Origin of the sequence: Aeromonas sp. s2, from assembly GCF_040907935.1 — a bacterium.
Classification (GTDB): domain Bacteria; phylum Pseudomonadota; class Gammaproteobacteria; order Enterobacterales; family Aeromonadaceae; genus Aeromonas; species Aeromonas dhakensis.
In genome coordinates this window covers 180729-202716 of record NZ_JBFOCR010000002.1, presented here as the reverse complement: position 1 = coordinate 202716, position 21988 = coordinate 180729, and the positions used below count along the sequence as shown (strand labels likewise).

Annotated in this window: 21 protein-coding genes; 5 read left to right on the top strand and 16 right to left on the bottom strand. The window is 59.9% G+C overall.

The genetic code is table 11. The features are described from left to right. Positions 1–750 (bottom strand): 23S rRNA (guanosine(2251)-2'-O)-methyltransferase RlmB, encoded by a 750-nt coding sequence (gene rlmB, locus AB5Y81_RS01160; RefSeq protein ID WP_279484867.1) that lies wholly within the window; start codon positions 748–750, stop codon positions 1–3. 947 nt (positions 751–1697) lie between these two features. Here rlmB and AB5Y81_RS01155 point away from each other — a divergent pair. The 3 genes from AB5Y81_RS01155 to AB5Y81_RS01145 all read left to right on the top strand — a co-directional run bounded on the left by AB5Y81_RS01155 (position 1698) and on the right by AB5Y81_RS01145 (position 3700). Continuing rightward, on the top strand, positions 1698–2429 hold the full coding sequence (locus AB5Y81_RS01155) for a PhzF family phenazine biosynthesis protein (protein ID WP_368146511.1): 732 nt from the start codon (positions 1698–1700) through the stop codon (positions 2427–2429). A 73-nt stretch (positions 2430–2502) separates the two neighbouring features. After that, positions 2503–2934: a GFA family protein gene (locus AB5Y81_RS01150; protein WP_279484869.1), complete on the top strand. Its 432-nt coding sequence runs from the start codon at positions 2503–2505 to the stop codon at positions 2932–2934. A gap of 199 nt (positions 2935–3133) precedes the next feature. Then, positions 3134–3700 carry a (d)CMP kinase gene (locus tag AB5Y81_RS01145; protein ID WP_279484870.1) on the top strand — a complete coding sequence of 189 codons (567 nt, stop codon included), beginning with the start codon at positions 3134–3136 and terminating at the stop codon, positions 3698–3700. Between the two features lie 303 nt (positions 3701–4003). On the opposite strand, the gene rnr is transcribed toward AB5Y81_RS01145, so the two are convergent. After that, on the bottom strand, positions 4004–6397 hold the full coding sequence (gene rnr / locus AB5Y81_RS01140) for a ribonuclease R (protein ID WP_005308855.1): 2394 nt from the start codon (positions 6395–6397) through the stop codon (positions 4004–4006). Between the two features lie 134 nt (positions 6398–6531). On the opposite strand from rnr, the gene AB5Y81_RS01135 reads away from it, so the two are divergent. Continuing rightward, positions 6532–7554 (top strand): GGDEF domain-containing protein, encoded by a 1023-nt coding sequence (locus tag AB5Y81_RS01135; protein ID WP_024942009.1) that lies wholly within the window; start codon positions 6532–6534, stop codon positions 7552–7554. 61 nt (positions 7555–7615) lie between these two features. Here the strand turns inward: AB5Y81_RS01135 and luxS are convergent, their stop codons facing one another. The 8 genes from luxS to AB5Y81_RS01095 form a co-directional block, all read right to left on the bottom strand. Continuing rightward, positions 7616–8125 carry an S-ribosylhomocysteine lyase gene (gene luxS, locus AB5Y81_RS01130; protein WP_011704660.1) on the bottom strand — a complete coding sequence of 170 codons (510 nt, stop codon included), beginning with the start codon at positions 8123–8125 and terminating at the stop codon, positions 7616–7618. Between the two features lie 18 nt (positions 8126–8143). Then, complete coding sequence (locus tag AB5Y81_RS01125; protein ID WP_272943021.1) at positions 8144–8737, bottom strand: transglycosylase SLT domain-containing protein; 594 nt, start codon at positions 8735–8737, stop codon at positions 8144–8146. Positions 8738–8797: 60 nt separating this feature from the next. After that, positions 8798–9136, bottom strand: coding sequence for a nitrogen regulatory protein P-II (gene glnB, locus AB5Y81_RS01120; protein WP_005308848.1), 339 nt, complete (start codon positions 9134–9136; stop codon positions 8798–8800). A gap of 9 nt (positions 9137–9145) precedes the next feature. Further along, positions 9146–10768, bottom strand: coding sequence for an NAD+ synthase (locus AB5Y81_RS01115; protein ID WP_117404995.1), 1623 nt, complete (start codon positions 10766–10768; stop codon positions 9146–9148). A gap of 73 nt (positions 10769–10841) precedes the next feature. Beyond that, the gene (locus tag AB5Y81_RS01110) at positions 10842–12950 is read right to left on the bottom strand and encodes a prepilin-type N-terminal cleavage/methylation domain-containing protein (protein WP_124249360.1); all 2109 of its coding nucleotides are present in this window, start codon (positions 12948–12950) and stop codon (positions 10842–10844) included. An 8-nt stretch (positions 12951–12958) separates the two neighbouring features. Then, positions 12959–14065: a hypothetical protein gene (locus AB5Y81_RS01105; protein ID WP_005308842.1), complete on the bottom strand. Its 1107-nt coding sequence runs from the start codon at positions 14063–14065 to the stop codon at positions 12959–12961. A gap of 4 nt (positions 14066–14069) precedes the next feature. After that, positions 14070–14657, bottom strand: coding sequence for a PilW family protein (locus AB5Y81_RS01100; protein ID WP_017780260.1), 588 nt, complete (start codon positions 14655–14657; stop codon positions 14070–14072). 20 nt (positions 14658–14677) lie between these two features. After that, the gene (locus tag AB5Y81_RS01095; protein WP_279484871.1) at positions 14678–15211 is read right to left on the bottom strand and encodes a GspH/FimT family pseudopilin; all 534 of its coding nucleotides are present in this window, start codon (positions 15209–15211) and stop codon (positions 14678–14680) included. A gap of 93 nt (positions 15212–15304) precedes the next feature. On the opposite strand from AB5Y81_RS01095, the gene AB5Y81_RS01090 reads away from it, so the two are divergent. Next, positions 15305–15691, top strand: coding sequence for a type IV pilin protein (locus tag AB5Y81_RS01090; protein WP_005308836.1), 387 nt, complete (start codon positions 15305–15307; stop codon positions 15689–15691). Between the two features lie 4 nt (positions 15692–15695). Here AB5Y81_RS01090 and tppA read toward each other — a convergent pair whose 3' ends face one another. Genes tppA through tppE form a run of 6 tightly spaced genes read right to left on the bottom strand, consistent with a single transcriptional unit; the run spans position 15696 to position 21960 of the window. After that, entirely contained in the window at positions 15696–16097 is a 402-nt protein-coding gene (gene tppA, locus AB5Y81_RS01085; RefSeq protein WP_279484872.1) for a type IVa pilus pseudopilin TppA, read from the bottom strand. An 8-nt stretch (positions 16098–16105) separates the two neighbouring features. Beyond that, entirely contained in the window at positions 16106–19459 is a 3354-nt protein-coding gene (locus tag AB5Y81_RS01080) for a pilus assembly protein (protein WP_279484873.1), read from the bottom strand. A 9-nt stretch (positions 19460–19468) separates the two neighbouring features. Continuing rightward, positions 19469–19945, bottom strand: coding sequence for a PilX N-terminal domain-containing pilus assembly protein (locus tag AB5Y81_RS01075; protein WP_005308830.1), 477 nt, complete (start codon positions 19943–19945; stop codon positions 19469–19471). 10 nt (positions 19946–19955) lie between these two features. Continuing rightward, positions 19956–21050, bottom strand: a complete 1095-nt coding sequence (locus AB5Y81_RS01070) for a PilW family protein (protein WP_010635135.1) — start codon at positions 21048–21050, stop codon at positions 19956–19958. Then, complete coding sequence (tppB, locus tag AB5Y81_RS01065) at positions 21047–21460, bottom strand: type IVa pilus pseudopilin TppB (RefSeq protein WP_005308826.1); 414 nt, start codon at positions 21458–21460, stop codon at positions 21047–21049. Before tppB ends, AB5Y81_RS01070 begins: the two co-directional genes overlap by 4 nt. Further along, the gene (gene tppE, locus AB5Y81_RS01060; protein WP_010635136.1) at positions 21457–21960 is read right to left on the bottom strand and encodes a type IVa pilus pseudopilin TppE; all 504 of its coding nucleotides are present in this window, start codon (positions 21958–21960) and stop codon (positions 21457–21459) included. The genes tppB and tppE overlap by 4 nt, the downstream gene beginning before the upstream one ends. Positions 21961–21988 lie beyond the last annotated feature (28 nt).

Sequence of the window (21988 nt, the reverse complement as noted above, 5' to 3'; positions counted from 1 at the left end):
TCAGGTACGACGCTGGCGCACGGCTTCGAACAGGCAGACGCCGGTCGCCACCGAGACGTTGAGGCTCGATACCGCCCCCGCCATCGGAATGCTCACCAGCTCGTCGCAGTGCTCGCGGGTGAGGCGACGCATGCCCTTGCCCTCTGCGCCCATCACCAGCGCCATGGGGCCGGTGAGCTTGGCCTGATAGAGGTCGTGATCCGCCTCACCGGCGGTGCCGACCAGCCAGACGCCACGCTCCTGCAGCTCGCGCAGGCTGCGGGCCAGGTTGGTGACCTGAATGAGCGGCACCACTTCGGCCGCGCCACAGGCAACCTTGCGTACGATCGGGGTCAGGCCGGTGGCCTTGTCGCGCGGCACAATAACCGCATGCACCCCGGCCGCATCGGCGCTGCGCAGGCAGGCGCCGAGGTTGTGCGGATCGGTCACCCCGTCCAGCACCAGCAGGAAGGGCTGAGTCTGTTGCTCGGCCAGCTTGTCCAGCAGGCTGGCCAGATCGTGCTCGGCCAGCTTGGGCGCCTCCTTCAGCCGGGCCATGATGCCCTGGTGATTGTTGCCCTCAGCCTTGTCGTCGAGCGTCTTGCGGTTCACGCTCTGCACCTTGAGGCCGAGCGCATCCAGCTCCGCCAGCAGGGGCTGCAGCCGCTCATCGTCGCGGCCCTTGAGGGCCCACACTTCGATGAAACGCTCCGGCTCGCGCTCAAGAAGGGCGGCCACGGCGTGGATGCCGTAAATCAGTTCACTGCTCATGTTCAAGATCCGTGGTGTCGGGTCGCACCCAGTGCGCCCCAAAGAAAAATGGCCCTACCGGCAGCCTGACCACCATGATGCTGGCGTCGGCACCGGTCGCTAAATGATGGCGCATCATACCAGAGACTCCGCTCCCTAGGGAGTTCAGCCAAACGCCTTCGCCTATGCCAAGCATCCCAATCCCTGCGGGATTGCCACTATGCGGGGTTTCGCCCGCCCTGCGGGCTGCGGCGAGCGACTTCTTGCTGGCCCAAGAAGGCCTTCCCACGCCAATTCGACCGCTGCGCGGTTTCCCTCGGGTCAAGCACAAGGTAGGACGGGCCGCCGCAGATGGGGCATCCATGCCACGCTGCGGCTGCGCCATCATCCTGAGGGCGATCCTGACCTTGCGCCCTCCCCTCGGCGGATCACAGGGGGAGCCAATACCCCGCCCCTCTGATGCACTTGCGGTTACCTGAAACTCACCGTATTGGCGCACTACGCACAAAGCCCCATCATGCCAATTAATTTGTTGATCCTGCTCAGGAAATCATCACTTCCCTCTTTTCTCCCCGGTAGCACTCGCTACCATAGCCGTTTGGCAACCGTCCGTCGGAGTCACCCATGAACCAGGCCAACGAAACCACGCAGGTAAACAGCAGCAGACTGGAGGCTGAAATTCAGGGGCGGTAGCCTTACCGCCACATGCCATAGCAAACACCGCCACGGTTTTTCCTCACAACGGTAATGCGCGAGAAAAATACGGAAATTATGCGAACACATTCAGCTTCAGAGGCAAGATATTAATAAGTGGTTTTTAATGATATTACTAATGATTGAAATCAGAGCGAAGCAGGGCTAGATGGAGGGCGGCACCAATGTGTTAGTACCGCCTTTCATCTAATTTTAATTAAGTTTCAGTCAAGGATGGTGGATTATCAAAATTGATATTTATGATGTGTTTATCGGTGAATCGGGCCTTTGGCAATCCTTGTGGTGTGTTAGAGCTAAAAAACTGGTTTCCCGATAACGAGTTGCATCAAATCACCCGTGACATTGGGCTGCCAGTGACTTCCTTCATTACTAAAGTTGACGGACAATTTCATATTCGCTGGTTTGCATTGGATGATGAAATTAATCTTTGCGGTCACGGTAGTTTGGGAGCTGGCGCTGCTATTATTTCCAAGTACTCACTGGATGAAGTGGTTTTCAGTAGCAGACACGGTAAAGTGGTTATTGCTAAAAGAAATGGCCTATATACACTTTTGCTGCCGAGTTGGGAGGGCCAGCCTTGTCCTGCTCCAGTAGAGATATCTGACTTAGCTGCCGATACCATTGACATTTTTTCTACTCGAGATTTAGTCTTGGTTTTACCCTCTGTAGAGAGGGTAATTAATTTCCAGCCAGACGATGAACGATTGAAGAAACTCAATGGCTATCATGCTCTAATCGTGACAGCCGCAAATGGCAAGAGTGGTTATGTTCTAAGATACTTCGCCCCTAAAATTGGTATATCTGAAGATTTGGCAACGGGCTCAGCACAATGCTCGCTTGCTCCTTATTGGTTTAAAAAACTTGGTTCAGATTCATTGAATGTGCATCAACTTTCAGTGTCTGGTAGTTATTTTGAAGTAGAGCGCACGACAGAGAGTTTAATCACGGTGTGTGCTCAAGCAAAGCTACGTGCTATTGAAATTTAAAAAACAACTCAAGATGGGCTGTCAACGCACTATGTGTCCAGTCCCTTAGCCAAGCATTGGGGTTTACTGAAAAATGGCAGATTTCAAAGCTATCGGGAACGTTCAAATCAGTCCAATCCACAGAGCAACTTGCCATTGTGGCGGGGTTGTTATTGAGCTGTGCTTGCCGAATGGAGTCGAAAACCCAAGGCGTTGCAATTGTTCTATCTGCCGTCGTCGTGGTGCCATTTGCTCTTCTGTTCCTGTCGCCAGTCTGCGCATCCTTCAAGGTGAAGAGTTGCTTACCCTGTATCAATTCAATACACATACGGCCAAACACTATTTCTGCAAAGTCTGCGGCATATATACCCACCATCAGCGTCGCTCCGATCCAAGCGTTTTCGCCTACAACGTCGGCTGCCTTGAAGGTGTCAATCCATTTGCTCTTGGAGAAGTACCCACATCTGATGGTATTAACCATATCTCTGATCGAAAATATGAAAAAAACCATAATACTGCAATATAGATTTTTAGCTCCGTGTAGCAATTAATAATTACGGCAGTTTGCTCCCTGTCACAGGCGTGCCCGGCATTGGTTCCCTGTAATTCTCCGAGACGCATTGAACTGACAGTAGTACCATAATGGATTAAGGGGTCAGGCAACCCCTAGCTATATCAGCATTTGGATTGGCGATATATACCATGGCGTAAAAACAGGTAAGAGCATGAAGAGAATCAACGTCGTCGGCACGAGTGGGAGTGGTAAAAGTACTTTTAGCCAGGTGCTTGCCAATAAACTCAATTATCCATATCTAGAAATGGACGCTATGTTCTGGAAACCTAATTGGCAGGGCTCTACCGATGAAGAGTTATTCGCTACGCTAAAACGTAAGTTAGCCGATGAGTACTGGGTCTTGGATGGAAACTATAATCGCACGGTGCCGATCAAGTGGGAGCGGGTCGATACGGTTATATGGATTGACTACTCCTTCTCAAGAACCTTGTATCAGGCCATAAAACGAGCATTTCTTCGTTCGTTGACAAAGCAGGAGTTGTGGAAAAACTCGGGAAATGTAGAGTCATTCAGGAAGTCGTTTCTAAGTAAAGATTCGGTGATCCTCTGGGCATGCAAGACCTATAAAAATAATCGAGCTCGCTATCTACAGATTTTTTCAGACCCCAAATACAGCCACATTCGATTTATACGTCTCCAAAGCCCCACAATGGTGAAAGCATTCATCTGTGGCCTGTCTGACCGTCCACCAATTAAAGGGCCACGTAGCGACCAATAGAATGGCAATCGATCACCCCAGTAGCAGTCGAGCACAATATTGGTTCCCTCTCTGATACGCAGAGACGAAGTCGCACGCCGTCAGCATCGTGGCGAAGGTGAGAAAACGCTACACAGGGAGAGTACATAAACAGTAGTGGCTGCTCCTCCCCCACTTCGATGACCATAAAAAAATCCGAACCCCGGTAACAGGGTTCGGATTTTTTCGTCGCCAGGACTATCAGGCGCTGGCGAAGATAACCCGGGGCCATCAGCCCCTTACGACCTCAGCCCGGGTCGCCGGCTCCAAGCATGGGCCGAGGGCTTACCCCTTGGCCTTGTCGCGCGCTTTTTTGCTCGGTCGTCTGTTGCTGGGTTTGGCACGGCCGCCCTTGGCGGATTTGCCGTGGTCCTTGCCCTCTTTCTCTTTGCGTTTGTCGTGGCGCTCGGCGCTCTTGGCCTTCTCCTTCTTGATCTCGGCCATCTTGCGAACCGCCTGCTTGGCGTTCTTGCCGGTGATCTTGAGGGGCTCTTCCACCATCACGAAGTCAATCTTGCGATCGTCCAGGTTCACGCCCATCACCTTGACCCGCACCTTGTCGCCCAGACGGTAGCGGCGGCGGAAGTTCTCGCCGATCAGCTGCTGGTGCAGCGGGTCGAACTGGTAGTAGTCGTTGGTGAGGGTGCTGACGTGCACCAGACCGTCGATGTGGATCTCGGCCAGACGCACAAAGAAGCCAAAGCCGGTGACGCTGGCGATGACGCCGTCAAACTCGTCACCCACGTGGTCCAGCATGTACTCGCACTTGAGCCAGTCGGCCACGTCGCGAGTGGCGTCATCGGCGCGGCGCTCGGTCATGGAGCAGTGCTCGCCCATCGGATCCACTTCTTCCAGCTGGTAGTGGTAGCCACCGCTCGGGGTCCACTTGTGACGCAGGTTGCCCTGCTGCTCCTTCGCGGTCTGATACTTGATCGCCCGGTGCAGGATGAGGTCGGGATAGCGACGGATCGGCGAGGTGAAGTGAGCATAGGACTTCAGCGCCAGACCGAAGTGGCCGATGTTGTCGGCCTGATAGATGGCCTGACGCATGGAGCGCAGCAACATGGTGGAGAGCAGCTCCGCATCCGGGCGCCCTTCAAACTTGGCGGCCAGGTCGGCAAAGTCTTTCGGCTCGGGCTCCAGGCCCCCCTTGAGCTCCAGGCCCAGCTCGGCCAGGAAGTCACGGAAGCCGGTGAGGCGCTCTTCGCCCGGGCGGTCGTGCACCCGGAACAGGGCTGCAGCCTCGTTCTTCTCGATGTAACGGGCGGCAGCCACGTTCGCCTGGATCATGCACTCTTCGATGATCTTGTGGGCGTCGTTGCGTACCAGCGGCACGATGCGGTCGATCTTGCGCTGGGCGTTGAAGATGAAGCGGGTCTCTTCGCTCTCGAACTCCACCGCACCGCGCTGATGGCGGGCATGCTTGAGCGCCTTGTAGAGGTTGTTGAGCTCTTCGATGTGACCCACCAGCGGCTCGTACTGCTGACGCAGCTTGGGATCGCCATCCAGGATCGCCGCCACCTTGGTGTAGGTCATGCGGGCGTGGGAGTTCATCACCGCTTCGTAGAACTTGTAGCCGGACATGCGGCCGGCGGCGGAAATGGTCATCTCGCACACCATGCAGAGGCGGTCAACCTGCGGGTTGAGCGAGCAGAGGCCGTTGGAGAGCACCTCCGGCAGCATGGGCACCACGAATTCGGGGAAGTAGACCGAGTTGCCGCGCTGGTAGGCTTCGGTGTCGAGAGCGGTGCCCGGCTTCACGTAGGCGGAGACGTCGGCAATGGCGACCCACAGGCGCCAGCCGCCGCCGCGCTTGGCTTCACAGAAGACGGCGTCATCGAAGTCGCGGGCATCTTCCCCGTCGATGGTGACCAGCGGCAGGGCGCGCAGGTCGATGCGACCCTCTTTGGCCTTCTCCGGCACCTGTTCGCCGAGACCAGCAACCTCTTTGGTCACCTCCTCGGGCCAGGTGTGCGGGATGCCGTGGGTACGCAGGGCAATCTCGATCTCCATGCCGGGTGCCATGTTTTCACCCAGCACTTCCAGCACGGTGCCGACCGCGTTGAAGCGGGCGGTGGCGCGCTGGTTGATGCGCACAACCACCACCTGGCTCTGGCGAGCCCCCTTGTTCTCCCCTTCCGGGATGATGATGTCCTGGCCGATGCGGCTGTCGTCGGGTACCACGAAACCGACTCCGTTCTCGACGAAATAGCGACCGACGATGTCCGCCTCGCGGGCCTTGAGCAAACGCACCAGACGCGCCTCCTGGCGACCCTTGCGGTCGATCTCGGTGGGCTGCACCAGGGCGTAGTCGCCGTGCATCAGGCGCTGCATCTCGCGGTTGTTCAGGAACAGATCCGGGCCACCACCCTCGGGACGCAAGAAACCGAAGCCATCCTTGTGGCCGAGCACATAGCCTTTGACCAGATTCAGGCGATCCGGCAGGGCGTAACACTGGTTGCGGGTGAAGACCAGTTGACCGTCGCGCTCCATGGCGCGCAGACGACGACGCAAGGCTTCCAGCGGCTCTTCTTCGGTCAGCTTGAGGACCTTGGCCAACTCTTCACGGGACATGGGCTTTTCATGGCCCTTGATGAGGTCGAGGATCAGCTCGCGACTGGCGATCGGATTCTCGTATTTTTCGGCCTCGCGTTCGAGGAAAGGATCTTTTTGAGACATAAGCAGGCCTTAGGGTAGGTGGTAACGGCGACATTATATCGGAGGGGGGGGCGAATGGCATCCATCGACTGCCTTTTGGCCAATCTCTCTGTCATACTATGCACAGTTTGCAGTCATGATGAGACATGGAACTCATGAGCAAGGATTCGTTCGCCCAATCCGCCGCCTATCTCAAGCAGGCGGTTCCCCTGATGATCAAGTATCAAATCCCCACCACGCCGGATAATTACACCCTTTGGTATAACTATGTGGCGGCCAGCATGCCCGAGCTCAATCAGGCCATCGATCAGGCCATCAAGCTGCAGGGCACCTGCTCGCTCACCACTTGCGAACGCCTCTATCACCAGCACCTCGCCGCCCAGGACGAGCAGCAGATGGAGGCGATGAAGCTCAACCTGGCCGCCATGGCCAACGAGCTCGGCCACACCATGCAGGATGCCATCTCGGATACCGGCATGTTCCAGGAGATGCTCGACAAGAGTTTCGACCGGCTGAGCCTCATCGATGACGAGGGGCTGAGCCTGGAGGACACCATGGGGATCCTGCGAGATCTGGTGCGCGAGTCGCGGGACGTGCGCATGTCGACCATGCACTTTCGCAACCAGCTCAGCAGCGCCGAGAAGGAGATCAAGGAGCTGCGCGAGGCGCTCAACGAGACCCGCAAGCTGGCCAACGAGGATGCCCTCACCAGCCTGCTCAACCGGCGCGCCTTCGATCTGGAGATAGACAGCCTGCTGCGCAGCAAGCAGCCCTTCTCGCTGATCCTCGCCGATATCGACCGCTTCAAGAGTTTCAACGACGAATATGGCCACCTGCTGGGAGATCAGGTGCTGCGCGCCTTCAGCAAGCGACTGCGGGAGACCTGCAAGGAGGGCGTCACCGCCTACCGCCTCGGCGGCGAAGAGTTTGCCCTGCTGCTTCCCATGCGCAACCTGGCGCTGAGCCGCCAGATGGCGGAGAGCCTGCGCCGGGCCATCGAGAAGATGTCGATCCTGGATCGCAAGTCGGGCCGGCGCATCGACCACATCACCGCCTCGTTCGGGGTGGGCGAATACAATGGTCAGGAGACGGGCGACAGCCTGGTCGAGCGCACCGACAAGCTGCTCTACAAGGCCAAGGAGCTGGGCCGCAACCGGGTGATGCCGCTGCCATCCTGAACTCGCCAAACGCAAAAAGGCCGGTCATTGACCGGCCTTTTTCATGTTTGCCATCCCGGGATCAGAGGCTTTTCAGCTTCTCTTCCGGCAGGGCCAGTTCGTCATTGCGGTTGACGCCGATGCCGCGCTCCAGCACGTGGCGGGCGATGGCATGGGCCTCTTCCAGCGAGTGCATGCTGTAGGTACCGCACTGGTATTCGTTCAGCTCGGGGATCTTGCCCTGCTCCTGCACGGTCAGCACGTCGCTCATGGCGGCCTGCCAGGCAGCGCCAACCCGGGCTTCGTCCGGTGCACCGATCAGGCTCATGTAGAAGCCGGTGCGGCAGCCCATGGGAGAGATGTCGATGATCTCCACCCCGTTGCCGTTTAGGTGGTCACGCATAAAGCCGGCAAACAGGTGCTCGAGGGTGTGGATGCCGCGCTCGGAGAGGATCTCCTGGTTCGGCACGCAGAAACGCAGGTCGAACACGGTAATGGTGTCCTTGTTCGGGGTCTGCATGGTCTTGGCCACACGTACCGCCGGCGCAGCCATGCGGGTGTGGTCAACGGTAAAACTGTCCAATAACGGCATTTCTGACTCCTGATTTGGTTACCAGAACCAGCCCCCGCTGGAGAGCTGATCCTTGCATTGTCGATACTGGGCGCCGTAGCGCTGGGCGCGAGCCTCCACCTTGCGGGATGTCTTCATCAGCCATCCCTTGCTGCGGTAGCTGCCACGCCGATAGCCACCCCACCCTTCGTGATAGTTGAGATACTGGCCATACGCATCCCACTTGGAGGTGCCGTTCAGCCGCTGGGCCTTGTGAGTGTACCAGCCCATGAAGTCGATGGCGTCGGCAAAGTCATCGCGATCGCTCCAGCTGTTGCCGGTCTCCCGCTGATAGTCGGCCCAGGTTTCATCTTTGACCTGGGCATAGCCGTAGGCGGAGCTGGCCCGCCCGGTCGGGATGAAGAGGAAATACTGCATCGGCGGCTGGGCATCGTGCACGAAGGAGGACTCCTGATACATCATGGCCATCACCACCTGCACAGGCGTTCCCCACTTCTCGTTCATCTTGAGCGCCGCCTTGTGCCAGTCCGGCTTCTCGCGAAAGATCTGGCACAGGTTTTCCGGCTGGGCCGGCGGCCGGGTACTGCAGGCGGTCAGTCCGGCCAGCAGGCCGGCCACCGCAACGAGGCGCATCCAGGACATCAGCGGGCTCGAGTCTCCATTCGTTGGCTCATCACAAGGCTCGGCCATCCGTCAGATGGCGTCTTCGTTCTCTTCGCCGGTACGGATGCGGATGACCCGTTCCACCTCGCAGACGAAGATCTTGCCGTCACCAATCTTGCCGGTGCGGGCGGTGTTCTGGATCGCTTCCAGGCAGGCATCGAGATCCTCGTCCTGCACCACCAGCTCCACCTTCACCTTGGGCAGGAAGTCGACCATGTACTCGGCGCCGCGATAGAGCTCGGTGTGGCCCTTCTGGCGGCCGAAGCCCTTGACCTCGGATACCGTCATGCCGTTGATGCCGATCTCGGCCAGGGCCTCGCGCACATCATCCAGCTTGAACGGTTTGATGATGGCTTCAATCTTCTTCATGGTGACTCCTTACCAGTTCTGTTTGCCAAACCCGGACGTGATGGGGTAACGGCGATCCTTACCAAAGTTGCGGGCCGTGATGCGGGGCCCGACCGCCGCCTGACGGCGCTTATATTCATTGAGATCCACGAGGCGGATCACCTTGCGCACCACCGCCTCCTCGAAGCCCTCTGCCACCATGTCGGCCACGGAGGCATCTTCTTCCACATAGCGCTTGAGGATGGCATCCAGGATGTCATAGGGGGGCAGGCTGTCCTGATCCACCTGGTCCGGTGCCAATTCTGCCGAAGGAGGACGGTCGATGACCCGCTGCGGGATCACATAATCGACGGAATTGCGGTATTCGCACAGCTTGAAGACCAGCGTCTTGGGGACATCCTTGAGCACGTCGAAACCGCCGGCCATGTCGCCGTACAGGGTGGCATAGCCGACCGCCATTTCACTCTTGTTACCGGTGGTCAGCACGATGCGACGACGCTTGTTGGAGAGCGCCATCAACAGCACACCACGGCAGCGAGCCTGCAGGTTCTCTTCGGTGGTGTCGCGAGCGGTCCCTTCAAACAGCGGCGCCAGCTGGGCCATAAAGCCTTCGAACATGGGCTCGATGGAGATGATGTTGAACTCCACCCCCATCCGTTCGGCCTGCTCCTTGGCATCCTCCACGCTCATCTGGGCGGTGTAGCGGAACGGCATCATCACCGCCTGCACCTTGTCGGCACCGATGGCATCGGCCGCAATGGCCAGGGTCAGCGCCGAGTCGATGCCGCCGGAGAGGCCCAGCACGGCACCGTGGAAGCCGTTCTTGGTGACGTAGTCGCGCACCGCCAGTACCAGTGCCTGATAGGTCTCGGCCAAGGGTTCCAGCGGCGCAGCGGGTTCCCGCTCCTTCACCGGCTGGCCATCGGCAAAGCGCACCAGCGCCAGCTCTTCGGCAAAGGGGGCCAGCTTGTGAGTCAGCTCGCCCTGGCTGTTGAACACCTTGGAGCAGCCGTCGAAGATCAGCTCGTCCTGACCGCATACCTGGTTGAGGTAGATGAGCGGCAGACCAGTCTGATCGCAGCGCTCGGCCATCAGCTCGCGGCGGATCCAGGGTTTTTCCTGATCGTAGGGCGAGGCATTGATGGTGAGCAGCAGCTCAGCCCCAGCGGCCTTGGCGGCCAGCGCCGGCCCCGGCTGCCAGAGGTCTTCGCAGATGAGCAAGCCCAGCTGATGACCACGGAAGGGGACCACGCAGGTCTCGGTTGCCGCGGTGAAGTAGCGCTTCTCGTCGAAGACCCCGTAGTTGGGCAGATCCTGCTTGAAGTAGCGTGCAACCAGTTGCCCCTGCTCATAGAGGGAAGCGGCGTTGTAGAGCGCCTCCCCTTCACGCCAGGGGTGACCAACCAGAATGGCGCAAGCCCCCTGCCATGCCGCGATGCGGGTCAGCGCGGCCTCCACCCGGACCATCAGGTCGGCGCGCAGCAGCAGATCTTCCGGCGGGTAGCCGGTCAGGGCCAGTTCGGAGCAGACCAGCAGATCGGCGCCTTGCCGGTCAGCTTCGGCGGCTGCCGCCAGCACCTTGTCACAGTTATCTTCGATGGCGCCTACCGTCAGATTCAACTGGGCAAGCATCAGAGAGAGGGCTTTTGCCATGGCGATGCATCTTGAATTCGAAAATGATGGGGAATGATAAAGAAAAGGCGCTGGCTGTGCCAGCGCCCAAGACTCAGGGGGTACAAGTCAGGCTGCTCGCGTTGGTCACGCCGTTGTCCACCAGCAGGCCACAGGGCCCGGTGATCACCTGACCGCTGGCGGGCGGTGTCATGGCGATGCTCAACGACGCCGGCTTCAGCAGATAGGTGGTGTTGCCCTGGGCACTGTAGGAGAAACTCACCACCAGGCTGCTGTTTTGCGCCGCCGTGCAGACATAGGTGGCCGGCTGGTTGTTGGCCTGGGGCTTGTCGATGCGGCATGTGGCCCCCGTGGTGGTGGTGGTCACGCTCAACCCGTTGAAGGTGTTCTTGTTGCATGAAACAGGATCCGTATTGTTACCGTTACCTTTTTCCAGACATTCGATCCGTCCCGATACAGTGATGGTCGGCACCGTCTGGGAACTGGTATCGATCGCCACCGGCATGCTGGCGCTCTTGGCTTCACTCTGATCCACTGGCGAGATGAGCGAGGCGGTGATCCCCGAGTTGCCTTGATAGGCGGTCACCTTGATCGACGCGCTCTGCAACACGTTGGAGGCATCCTTGGTGCTCTTCTTGGCCGACAGGTAGCCGCGACTGTAGCTGCCGAAGTAGTAGTTGTTGAGATCGACCACCGTCTTGACCGTCTCGTTGGTCACCCCTACATAGTCGGAGACACTGCCGGTCAGCTGGCCACTCAAGGGCACCAGACTCCACTCGGCCAGCATGGTCAGGTTGATATCCTGGAATGGCACCCTGGCCAGCAGATCCTGCGAGGTCAGGTCGAGCGCGGCCAGATAGGTGGGCGAGAGCACATCCACATAAATGCCGCGCGCGATCAGCTGGGCCGTGCCCGTGCTCATGGTGACCTTGGTCGTGGTGTCTCCCCCCGCCGCCGCGTTGGCAGGCAACCAGTCGGCAAACTCGGTGATGGTCGGTGGCGTGGCAGTGGGGTTCGCTGTCCAGTTGAGGGTGTTCTTCTGCCAGGTGATATAGGTGGTGACCACGTACTTGATGTAATTCTGGTAGCTGGTCTGATTGGCCGTCTTGGCGAGGAAGTCGGCGCTGGTCACTATGACTTTGATCAGGTTCCACTCGGGCAGAGGGCGATAATAGCCATCGAGCCGGACGAAGCGGCAGGCATCCACATAGTCGCCACTGTTGACCGAGGTGAGCGAGCTGTTATAGCGCTGCCTGTTGGTGTGCAGCGGGGAGTAGAACTGATCAAAGCTGCTGCCGCTGCCATCGAAGTGGTTCTTGCAGCAACTGGTGCAGAGAGTGGGTTGATCCTTGACGCTGCTGTTGAGGATGCCGGTCTGCTTGGTGACCTGGGAGCCCACGCTCCAGTAGAGAAGATTGCTGTCGGTCAGGATCGCCTGGCCCGGCAGGTAGGCATTGACGCTCGAGCCGTAACTGCAAGAGCAGGAGACCGAGGCCAGATCCTGCAGCACCTGCTGGGTGTTGCCACCGTTGTCGGGCTTGTAGGTGACCGTCTCGAACTGCACCAGCTTGCCGACGGTGCCATCCTTGGAGGTCACCGTCGGCAGCGGTTTGCTGGTCTCCTGCTTGCGCCCTTCCTGATCGATCTGGATGGAGATGACGTCCGGCGCCACCCCCGGGGTATAGACCACCTGGGGAGGTTCGCGACTGGTATCGAGCCCGCCATTCAACTGGTTCTGGGCCAGTGACTCTGCCGGCGACACTGCGCCGGCCAATAACAACGAGACTGGATTCCCGTCATTATCGCTCCAGCTGACGGTCACGTTGACGACCTTGCGGCCTGGGTAGGACTGCAGGTATCCCGCAGGGACCGTCGTCTGCCAGGTCGTACCATTCCAGTACTGGTTGTTGACGGTCCAGCTCAGGGTATAGGTCCCGCCGCCATCGGCGGGGGTGACGGTACTGGTGCCCGCCGCAATGCTGTTATAGGCCGTGAGTGGAGAGACGGCACTCACCACGCCGTTGAAGGTACGAAAGTCATCGAGTTTCGACTCGGCCAGCCGCATCGCCACCTCATAGCGCCGCCCGTCCTGGGAAGCCCCGAGGATCCCGCGCGACATGGCCACCAACCCGGCCACCCCCACCCCGAGCAGAACCAGGGTGATCAAGATCTCCAACAGCCCGAATCCCTTGTGCGGTTTCATGTTCGCTCCTACCAGTCCCGCCAGCTACCGGGCACTAGGTTAATGATCTGAAATGCGGCTCCATTCTCGATATTGCTCAGCACCGCCTGGTCGTACTTGGCGTCGAAGGTCCCGTTGGCGGTCTTGCCCAGTTGGTAGTTGGCAACCACAGCGCCATTGACGATAGCGCCCCCCTTCAGGCTGATATCGTTGGTAGTCGTGGCGGGTGTGGAGGAGTAGGCGAACACCAGCCCATAGAGGGTGGCGTTGCCGTTGACCATCAGATCCCCGTTGCGCACGATAAGCACCACAGGTGCAGCAACCGAACCGATTGAACCGCCCGGCTTGCAGTCCCCATCGACGATGATGAGTCCACGGGAGGCGGTCGACAACGAATCGCAATTGGTCAGCATCTGCACCGCCCGCGACTCCAGATTGGCCCATCCTGTTGCATCGTCATTCTCGTTGAACAGATACCAGACCAGGTCGCTTGGGAAGGCGGTATCGTTGTCCTTGATGTCCGACTGCTTGTCCCCCTTCTGGCTGATGTAGGCACTGCACCCTCCGCTGTAATCCCCCTGATGGCAGGTCTGGCCGGAACCATTGGTCAGGTCCACATTACCGTTGGTCCAGATGGAGAGCGGCACGCCAGGCCCGCCCCCGTTGGGATTGGCCACCACGGTAAAGTTGCCGGAAACGGCCATGCCACCGGCAACCGTCAGAGGGGCAGCCGGGGTGCCAGCCAATACGCTGACCTTGATGGTCTTTATCTCCACATCGGCATTGGCAGTACTGTCAACCAGGGTAGCCTGGGCTCGCACCCTGACCGGTGTCACGCTCGCCCCGCCCACGGTCACGGCTGTGTCGTCCAGCGCAAACAGGGTATAGGTACCGGCCGACACAGTGACCGACACGCCACTGCTGGCGCTACGCCAACTTGCGTCCTGCGCCAAGCGGCCGACCCCGTCGGATAAACCCAGTTCGGCCAGGGCCAGTGCCTGTCGATACTGCACTTCGTTGAGGCTGACACGGCGGTCAGACACCATCAGCTTGCCCACCAGCAGCGAGATGCTCAGTAACATCACAGTAAGCAGCAAGGTAACGGTGAAGGTGGTAAAACCAAGATGACGTTGCATGACATCAATACCCGTCGTTGCGCAGCTTGATATCACGCTGCAGGGTGAGTTTGAGTGCGGTGTTGGCCTTGAACTGGCCCGATATGTTCAGCCGCACCGTCCGTGCACCTGACGAGACGCTGCCACTCAACAGCGAGAAGGTGAGATCCGTAATTTCGATGGTATTGTCGGTACTCAGCAGGCTGCCGGTGCTGCAACTGGTGCCAAGCTGCACCCCTTTGTCGGCACTGTCGTAGCTGTAGATATAAGTTTCATCAGCCCCAAGCACGCCGTTGTTATCATCATCGTATTTCAGCCGGATGCAGCGATAAATCTTGGAGCCAGTGACCGTCTCATTCATCAGATCGCTGCTGGTATCGAAATAGAAAGGGGATCTGGCTCCCGATGCCGCGCCGAGAAAGGCTGTCGCCCCCTGATCATAACCGGTGCGCTGCACGTCACGGGCAATCATGTCGGTGACGCTCTGCAGCTCCTGATTGAGGCGGCTCACCTGCATGGAGGTTTGATTGACCCTGAGGATGGTGGCGAACAAGGATGTCACCGCGGCGACCAGCAGCAGGCCTGCGACCATGGCAACCATCAGCTCCACCACGTTGAATCCCCTTGGCGCTCTCAACATGCAGGCACCCCACTGACATTGCTGACACTGCAGGTACGCACACGCCCGACATTGTTGGTCTTGACCTGCATGGAATAGGTACCGGATGAGATGGCAATATTCCCCGCCGTCAAGGAGGACCTTCTGGGAGAGATACTCAGGGGCCTGATGTTGCTGGCCGATTCACTGTAGCTGGCAACCAGGCTGATACCGGGATATTCACTGGCATCGCCCCCCTTGCGCCCCTCAATGCTGGAACAGTGATCGCTGCAACTGTTGCAGCTGCCATCGATAAAAATGCGGTAACACCAATTGCTGGTGCCGCTGTTGAAGATGATGAATTGCAGGGTGCGATTACGCTTGATGGCCTCGGACTTCAGCAACATCACATCCGTATACACCGCCTGGGTGGCGGCCTTGACCATCTGCTCCTGGCGCAGTGATTGATAACTGGGAATCGCAACAGTCAGCAGCAGAGCGACCAGAGACAGGGCGACCATCAGCTCTATCAGGGTAAAACCGGCGGATCTGCCCTTTCTGCCTTCCATCGTTCAAGACTCCTTTCTTTTTGCACATGCCAGTAGAGCACACCGTCAGTACTATCCTATAGTATCAACCTGTTTCACGAAGCATGCCGCCCCATGAAAGCCAAACAGTCCGGAATCACGCTGCTGGAACTGCTCGTTGCAGTCGCCATCGTCGCCATCATTGCATCCATCGCCTACCCCAGTTTCAGCGACGGTTTGCGCAAATCCCGTCGAGCCGAGGCATTCAAGGGCTTGCTCAGCATGCAGCTGAAACAGGAAGAGTTCCGAGTCTCCAACACCAGCTACGGCACGACTCCCTCGCAAGTGGGCAACCCCACCAGCAGCTACTACGACTTCACCATCTCCGGGGCTACCGCAACCACCTACACCCTGATTGCCACCAGCAAGGGAGCGCAGGTGGGCGACAAGAGCGGCAGCACCGCCTGCGATACCCTCACCCTCAACAAGGCTGACATCAAGACCCCGGCCGCCTGCTGGTAACGCATTACCAGCACTCGGCGGCCGTCATGCTGGCCATCGACACCCCCTGCTGCCCCCCCTGATCCAGAGTCAACAAGCCGCAGGGATCGCCGTTCATCACTCCGGTCGGGATCGCCGTCAGGGTATAGCGGGCGCCGCTGGCATTGAGCGCCAGATTGTAATAGGCAGCCCCGCCATCCCTGGGCAAGGTGGCCAGTCCGGCTGAGGACAGGTTGCCACCATCATAATTGCCATCGGCGGTAAACTGCCGCTCCATGTATTGCGCCGCCTCGAGCAGTGCCGCCTTGGCCTCGGCCCGCTTGGCCGACGCCATGTAGCTGTTGTAGCTGGGGTAGGCAATCAGGGTCAGAATCGCCATCACGGCTACCGCAATCATCAGCTCCAGCAGGGAAAATCCACGCGCCATCTCCACCTCTACTCCAGTTGCAACCAGGACTGGCGACCACCCAGGTCACCCGCCCCCTCTTCCAGGGTGACCGAGATATTGCCGCTGGAACCGCTGATGTACTTGCGCTCCATGTCGGCATCCTCCACCACGCTCGGCGTCGTGGTGAGCTCGTCAAACTGCTTGCCACTGACCGGCACCTTGATGTCGTTGCCGCTGCCGTCCTTGATCCCCACATAGTCGTCATCATTGACGGCCCCATCGCCATTGACGTCGAACACCGAGTAGCTCAGACGCGCCCCCGAGACAGGATCCAGCTCCATCAGCCAGGAACGTCCACCAAAGTCACAGGCATCCGCCGAGGGGATCAGGGTATTGAAGATCAGCCGTTTGTTGCGGTAGAGCATCTCCGAAACGGCTCGCTCCCCTACCCCCTTGCTCAACGCAGGGGACTTCAGTACCAGATACCACCCTTTCTGGCTGGTGTAGTTGACCGCCGTGTTGGAGACCACCCTCACGTTGAACTTGATGGTGGTGCCATTGGCGGAGTATTCGTGGGTGATGCTCTGCTGTTGCAACTGGCTGGCAAGCACGGTCGCCCCCGCATCCCAGATGCCGTAGACGGCCTCCAGCCTGGGGGTTGCCGGCAACAGCTTGTCGTCATTGGTGAAATAGCTGCCGGTTCCCATCAGCACCATGATGCCCCCCTTGGGATGGCGGATGGCCAACGGACGCATGGTAATGGGTTGGCGCGTGCTGGCAGAGCAGGTCCCGTTGCACGCCTGAAACAGCGGTTTTGGCTTGTTGCCGGTCTTGAAGGCACTCCCCCACTGGGCGCTGTTGTTGTCGGTCAGGTCGAATTTCCACAGATTGCCCTGCAGATCGCCGGCATAGACATAGTCCGCCACCCGATCGCCGTCCTCGTCTACCGGCAGGGGGGATGAGAGGCCATTGGGTTCGCTGGCCGAGCCCACCTGGGTATCTATCTCCTTGATCACTGCGCCGGTCGCCAGATCCAGCACAAACAGCCGGGCGGTCTGGCTGGTGCTGTTGTAGCCGTTGGCCACCAGCGCCACCCATTTGTTGCCGGACTTCACCCGGACCAGGGTCGGCGCAGCCAGCGCTACCCCCATCTCGGCGTTGGTAAACTCCCACAACATCTTGTCGGCAGTGAAGTTGTCGGGGGCCGTCACGTCGATGGCAAAGACCGCCTTGCCTCCCGCGCCGGTCGACCCCAGCAGCACGGTTTTCCAGCTGCTGCCAAGATAGGCATCCCCCACCTTGGGCGTACCGTCCACATAGTAGCGGTGGCTGTAATCCGGCTTGGTCAGCAGGCTCAGATCCCCCAACAGGCTGGCCGGGATGTAGCCCAGCGTCTCCACCCCGTTGGCGACCCGAAAACCGTGCAGCATGCCGTCATTGGCCCCCACGTAGAGCATGGGAATACGGCGACTGATGGCCGTCGAGCCAAGGAAACTCTGGTAGCCCTCCCGCTCGGCCTGGGTCAGGCCGGTGGCGCTGCCATAGCCGTAGTCCCGGTTGCCGACATAGACGGGATCCGAGTTGATGATGTCCCCCAGCAGGTCGCTGCGACTGCGGAACAGGCCGCCATTGCTCTGCTCACGGCTGCGATCACCGCGCAAGTAGGCGACCCGGTTTTCCCCCTGGTTGTCACCGGCGAGGTTGAACAGGGCGCGATTGGTGGCGTTGAGATCGGCCCAGGTGAAAGGAATGCCGACCCCGTTCTGGCGAGTGAAGAGGCTGCGGGCGGTATGGGCAGGGATCTGGGTTGCGGCATCCCAGGCCATGTTGCCCAGCGAGCCGTCGCTGTTGAGCGGAATGGAGATGAGCTGCCCGGACCAGTCGCCACTGTTGTAGCGGGCCTGATAGATGTGGGTATTGCTGTCCAGCCGGGTGGCATTGGCGGTCACCGAACTGGCGGAGCTGTTGCGTGCCGCAATCTGGGCCAGAGTGCTGCTCAGGGCCGCAGCAAAGACGTCGGGGTCACCCGCGCTGAAGAAGCTGCCCTTGCTGTTGAGCGCCGCGTGCCACAGGTCATCGATCTTGTACTCCGGAATGTAGGTCGCGTTCTTGTACTCCTTGTCATCCGGATCATGGGGATTGGGCCAGCTGTTCGGGATGCCGTTGGCCGGATTGAGCGACCCGTTGACCCCGAGCCCAACGGTAAAGTTGACCAGATGCTGCCAGTTGGCGGGATCTGCCGTGCTGGTCGGCACCTTGTCGGCCAGATCGGCACGCAGGTCTGTTTTCCAGTACTTGTAGGCCACGTCGGCCAGGGTATTGCTGTAGCCATCCTTGTCCAGATCCCCCACCGAGGGGGTATCCCCGTTCCAGTAGCCATCGGTCATCAGGATGTTGTAGCTCTGCCGGCAAGTTAGGTGGGGCAAGGTGCTGCCGGCGCTGGCCGCCCAGGGGCCATTGTTGTCGGTGCGGGAGAAATACTCCCCCACATCCTTCAGGCTGGTGCGCAGCGGCGTGCCGGCGGCCGGAATGTCGCGGCTGTAGAGGTCGCTGAAAAAGGCGCTGCGATCGGTGCCGGAGAAGGGCGCCACCCCGCGGATCACGCTGCCGCTGGCATTGATGGTGGCAAACCCCACCCGCAGGGCCTGTCCCTGACTGGCGAAGGCACGACCGACCCCGGCCCGGGCAGCCAGGATCCGGGAGCGATAGTAGGTGTACCAGTTGGCGAAGTTCTGAATCTCCTCCTCATAGGTACAGACAGGAGCACTCTTGCAGTCGCTGCGATTGGGACGCCCGCCATAGGTGCTGCCCGACTTTATCTCGACCCGGGTATAACTGCTCGCCCTCTTTACGTCACCGCTGCCCTTGTAGGCGAAATAGACGGCGGGCCAGAAGGTCTCGTCATCGTTGTAGTCGCTGGAGGAGAACCCGGTGTAGTAGCGCAACGACTTCGAGCGGTTGTTCTTGGTCAGGTCGCGACAGCCGGCGGCGATGTTGAAGGGGTTGTGCGGCGCGCAGCTGATGCTGGCATTCGCCATCAGGGTACCGTCCGCCTTGGCCCAGGGGCGGTAGCTCAGCAAGGGGTTGTAGTAGAGCTTGTTGTTGTTGCTCGAGCGGGTGTAGGCGTTGCGATCGTTGTTGCTGGTGAAGGTCACGGTCCGGTTGTCATAGTCCTCGCTGCCATAGACGTTGTCGGCACGGGGATAGACGTAGCGAGCGCTGTTTTCGATCAAATCCTCCGGCATCAGCTCGAAGTGCATCGAACCTGAGTCATCCAGACTGAACATGATGTTGGGTTCGGCCCGGGTGCCGAGATAGAGGGGAACCTGGGCGATGTCGAGCGCCGCCTGCACCTGGGTGCAGAGCAACAGGGCACAAAATCCGTAGCCAGATGCACGCATGGTTCCCTCCTAGCGGCTGTAGGTCGATTGCAACAGCACCCGGCTCTCGTCCGAGAGGCCAAATCCCCGAGCCGTGATGCGATAAAGACGGCGCTCGCTGATGGGCTCGTCCACCGCCAGGCTCTCGTTGCTGCTCTGGGTGTAGGGCAGCCGCTCGATGAAGTACTCTGGGGCCCGTCCCGCCAGCCCGCTATTGGCATAGGTCCGCCAGGCCGTGGAGGGAGAAGCGGGATCCACCGCCACGCTGACGAACTCATAGAGGCCGGCGCTGTTGTCGTAGGGGCCTGAGTTGCCCGCCTCCAGATAGCGCTCGGCAGCGCGCAGTGCCGCCTCCGCCGCCTGCAGCGCCTGTTGCGACTCCTTCTGGTTGCCCGCCATTTTCTCCTGCAGCAGGGCGCTCTGCATGCTGGCCATCGCCAGCAGGCTCACTACCGCGAGAAAAATCAGGCTGATCACCAGTGCCATTCCCCCTTGTCGCCCCATCATGCCTCCCTCCTCATGGCAGCCGGTTGCGCAAGGCGACCGTGGTTTCGGCCACCCAGTACCAGTGGCTGTCGGTTGCCTGGAAGGTAGCCCCGGCGAAGCTGATGGCCTGCGGATCCGACACCACATTGCCCTGGTTGCTGCGCATCAACAGCTGAACGCCGATCCCCAGCACGTTGTCCCAGTTCGGGTTGCTGGCGGCACTCACGTAACGATCCGCCGCCCGATCCCGGTTCTGATCCTCACCGAAGGTCAGCTGGATGTCGGTGACCCCGTCCGCCAGCAGCATGCCCGCCCCCAGCCCGCTCTTGCGATAGAGGGCATAAGGTGCGCCGGCCGAGGGACGGGCGATGTAATAGACCCGGGTTTCCATCCGGCTCAATACCGAACCGGCGCCGAAGCGCTCCTCGACCGGGCTGCTGGCCCCACCCCAGGAGCTGACGGCATTGCCCGGGGTGTATTTGTTGTCGTTGGAGTGGCCGATGTTGACCTCGCTGCCCCCTCCCACCACCTGGGTTTGGGTGATCTGGAAGATCCGCGCCTTCTGGCAGTCGGAGACCATGACGATGTCCCCCTCGCACAGGTCGCTGTAGCCCTGCTTGCCGGTGCCGCAGTAGTTGGCCTTGCTGGAGAGTTGCTGCACGAACAGCTGGGCGGCGCTGTTGTTGCGGGTCACCGGCACACCGCTGCCGGTAGGCCCCTGCACCAGCAGCACGTCGGTTCCCGGCTTGGGTTTGGGCTCGGCCGCGGTAAACAGGGCCGACAGCGGCGCAGGCAGCGTCGCCGTGACATTGTCATAGCCGCGCAGATAGACGGTGAAGTTGTAGGGCAGCGCCGTCGCCCCGTTGAGGGTATTGGTGATGTTGACCCCCTGCTTGCTGAGGCAGCCCTGGTAGCCCACCATCCGCAGCTCTTGTTGCAACAGGTTGACGGCAAACCGGCTGTCCTCCTGCACCCGGGCGATGGCCTCACCGGTCAGGTAGGTTTTGTGGTTGCCAAGCAGCACCTGAATGATGATCCCGACCGTCAGCAGCGACAGCAGCAGGGCGATCATCACCTCCACCAGACCGACACCGGCCTGGCGCAGCAAGGTGCGCCGCCCGTTCACAGATCCGTCCTCAGGGTCATGCTGCGCAGCGCAGGCTCGGTGGCCAGCCGGCTGGCATCCCACTGGATGGTGATGGTCGCCTGTCCGGCACTCACGGCAATGGCCCCATCACCGCCGGGCAGGCCGCCGAGCGCCTGTTTCCAGTACTGCACATCCTGTATCGCCATCGAGCTGCCGGAGACCGCCTCCCCCAGGCCGACGTTGTACTGGCCGAGCAGAGCCGCGCTGCGGTTGGCCCGCATCATGTCGGTGATCATGTAGGCAAACTGGGTCGCCTCGGTCCGGGTCAGGGCCGACTGGTTGCTCTTGAGTGCCTGCAACTGCAGGGTCGCCATGCCGAGGATGCCGATCGACAACACCAGCACGGCGATCATGATTTCAAGCAGCGAGACGCCTTGCTGGTGCTTCATATGCAGCTGGTCTCCGTGATTGAAGGGCGGCCGGCCGGGGTGATCGTGATGTCGCGCGATGCCTCCTGAGCGCAGTCGGGCGGCTGCAGGGAAAACACCAGCGCCGCCTGGGTGCGACCATCGAGAAAGCCATTGCCACTGAAACGTACCAGCGAGGTATTGCTGACCAGGGTGCCGGCCCCCATGTCGGGAAAGAGTCGCAGCAACTCGCCGTTGTCCAGGGTGCCGTTGCCGTTGCTGTCGACCCAGATCTGCCAGCCCGATTCCCAGTGGTTCTGGGTCAGATTGCTGGTGGAGGCGGAGAGAGTGACCGCCGTATTGCGGCGAATGGCTTCGGAGCGGGCAAGGTTGATGGCGGCCACGAAGTTGTTGGCCTGGCTGGTCAACGTCATGTTGCGCATTATCGCGCTGAAGGAGGGGACTCCCAGCGTCAGCAGGATAGAGACGAGCGCAATGGTGACCATCAGCTCGATGAGGCTAAAACCTGAACGCAAAAACATCCTGTTTCGCTCTGATTTTGTCGGGGGG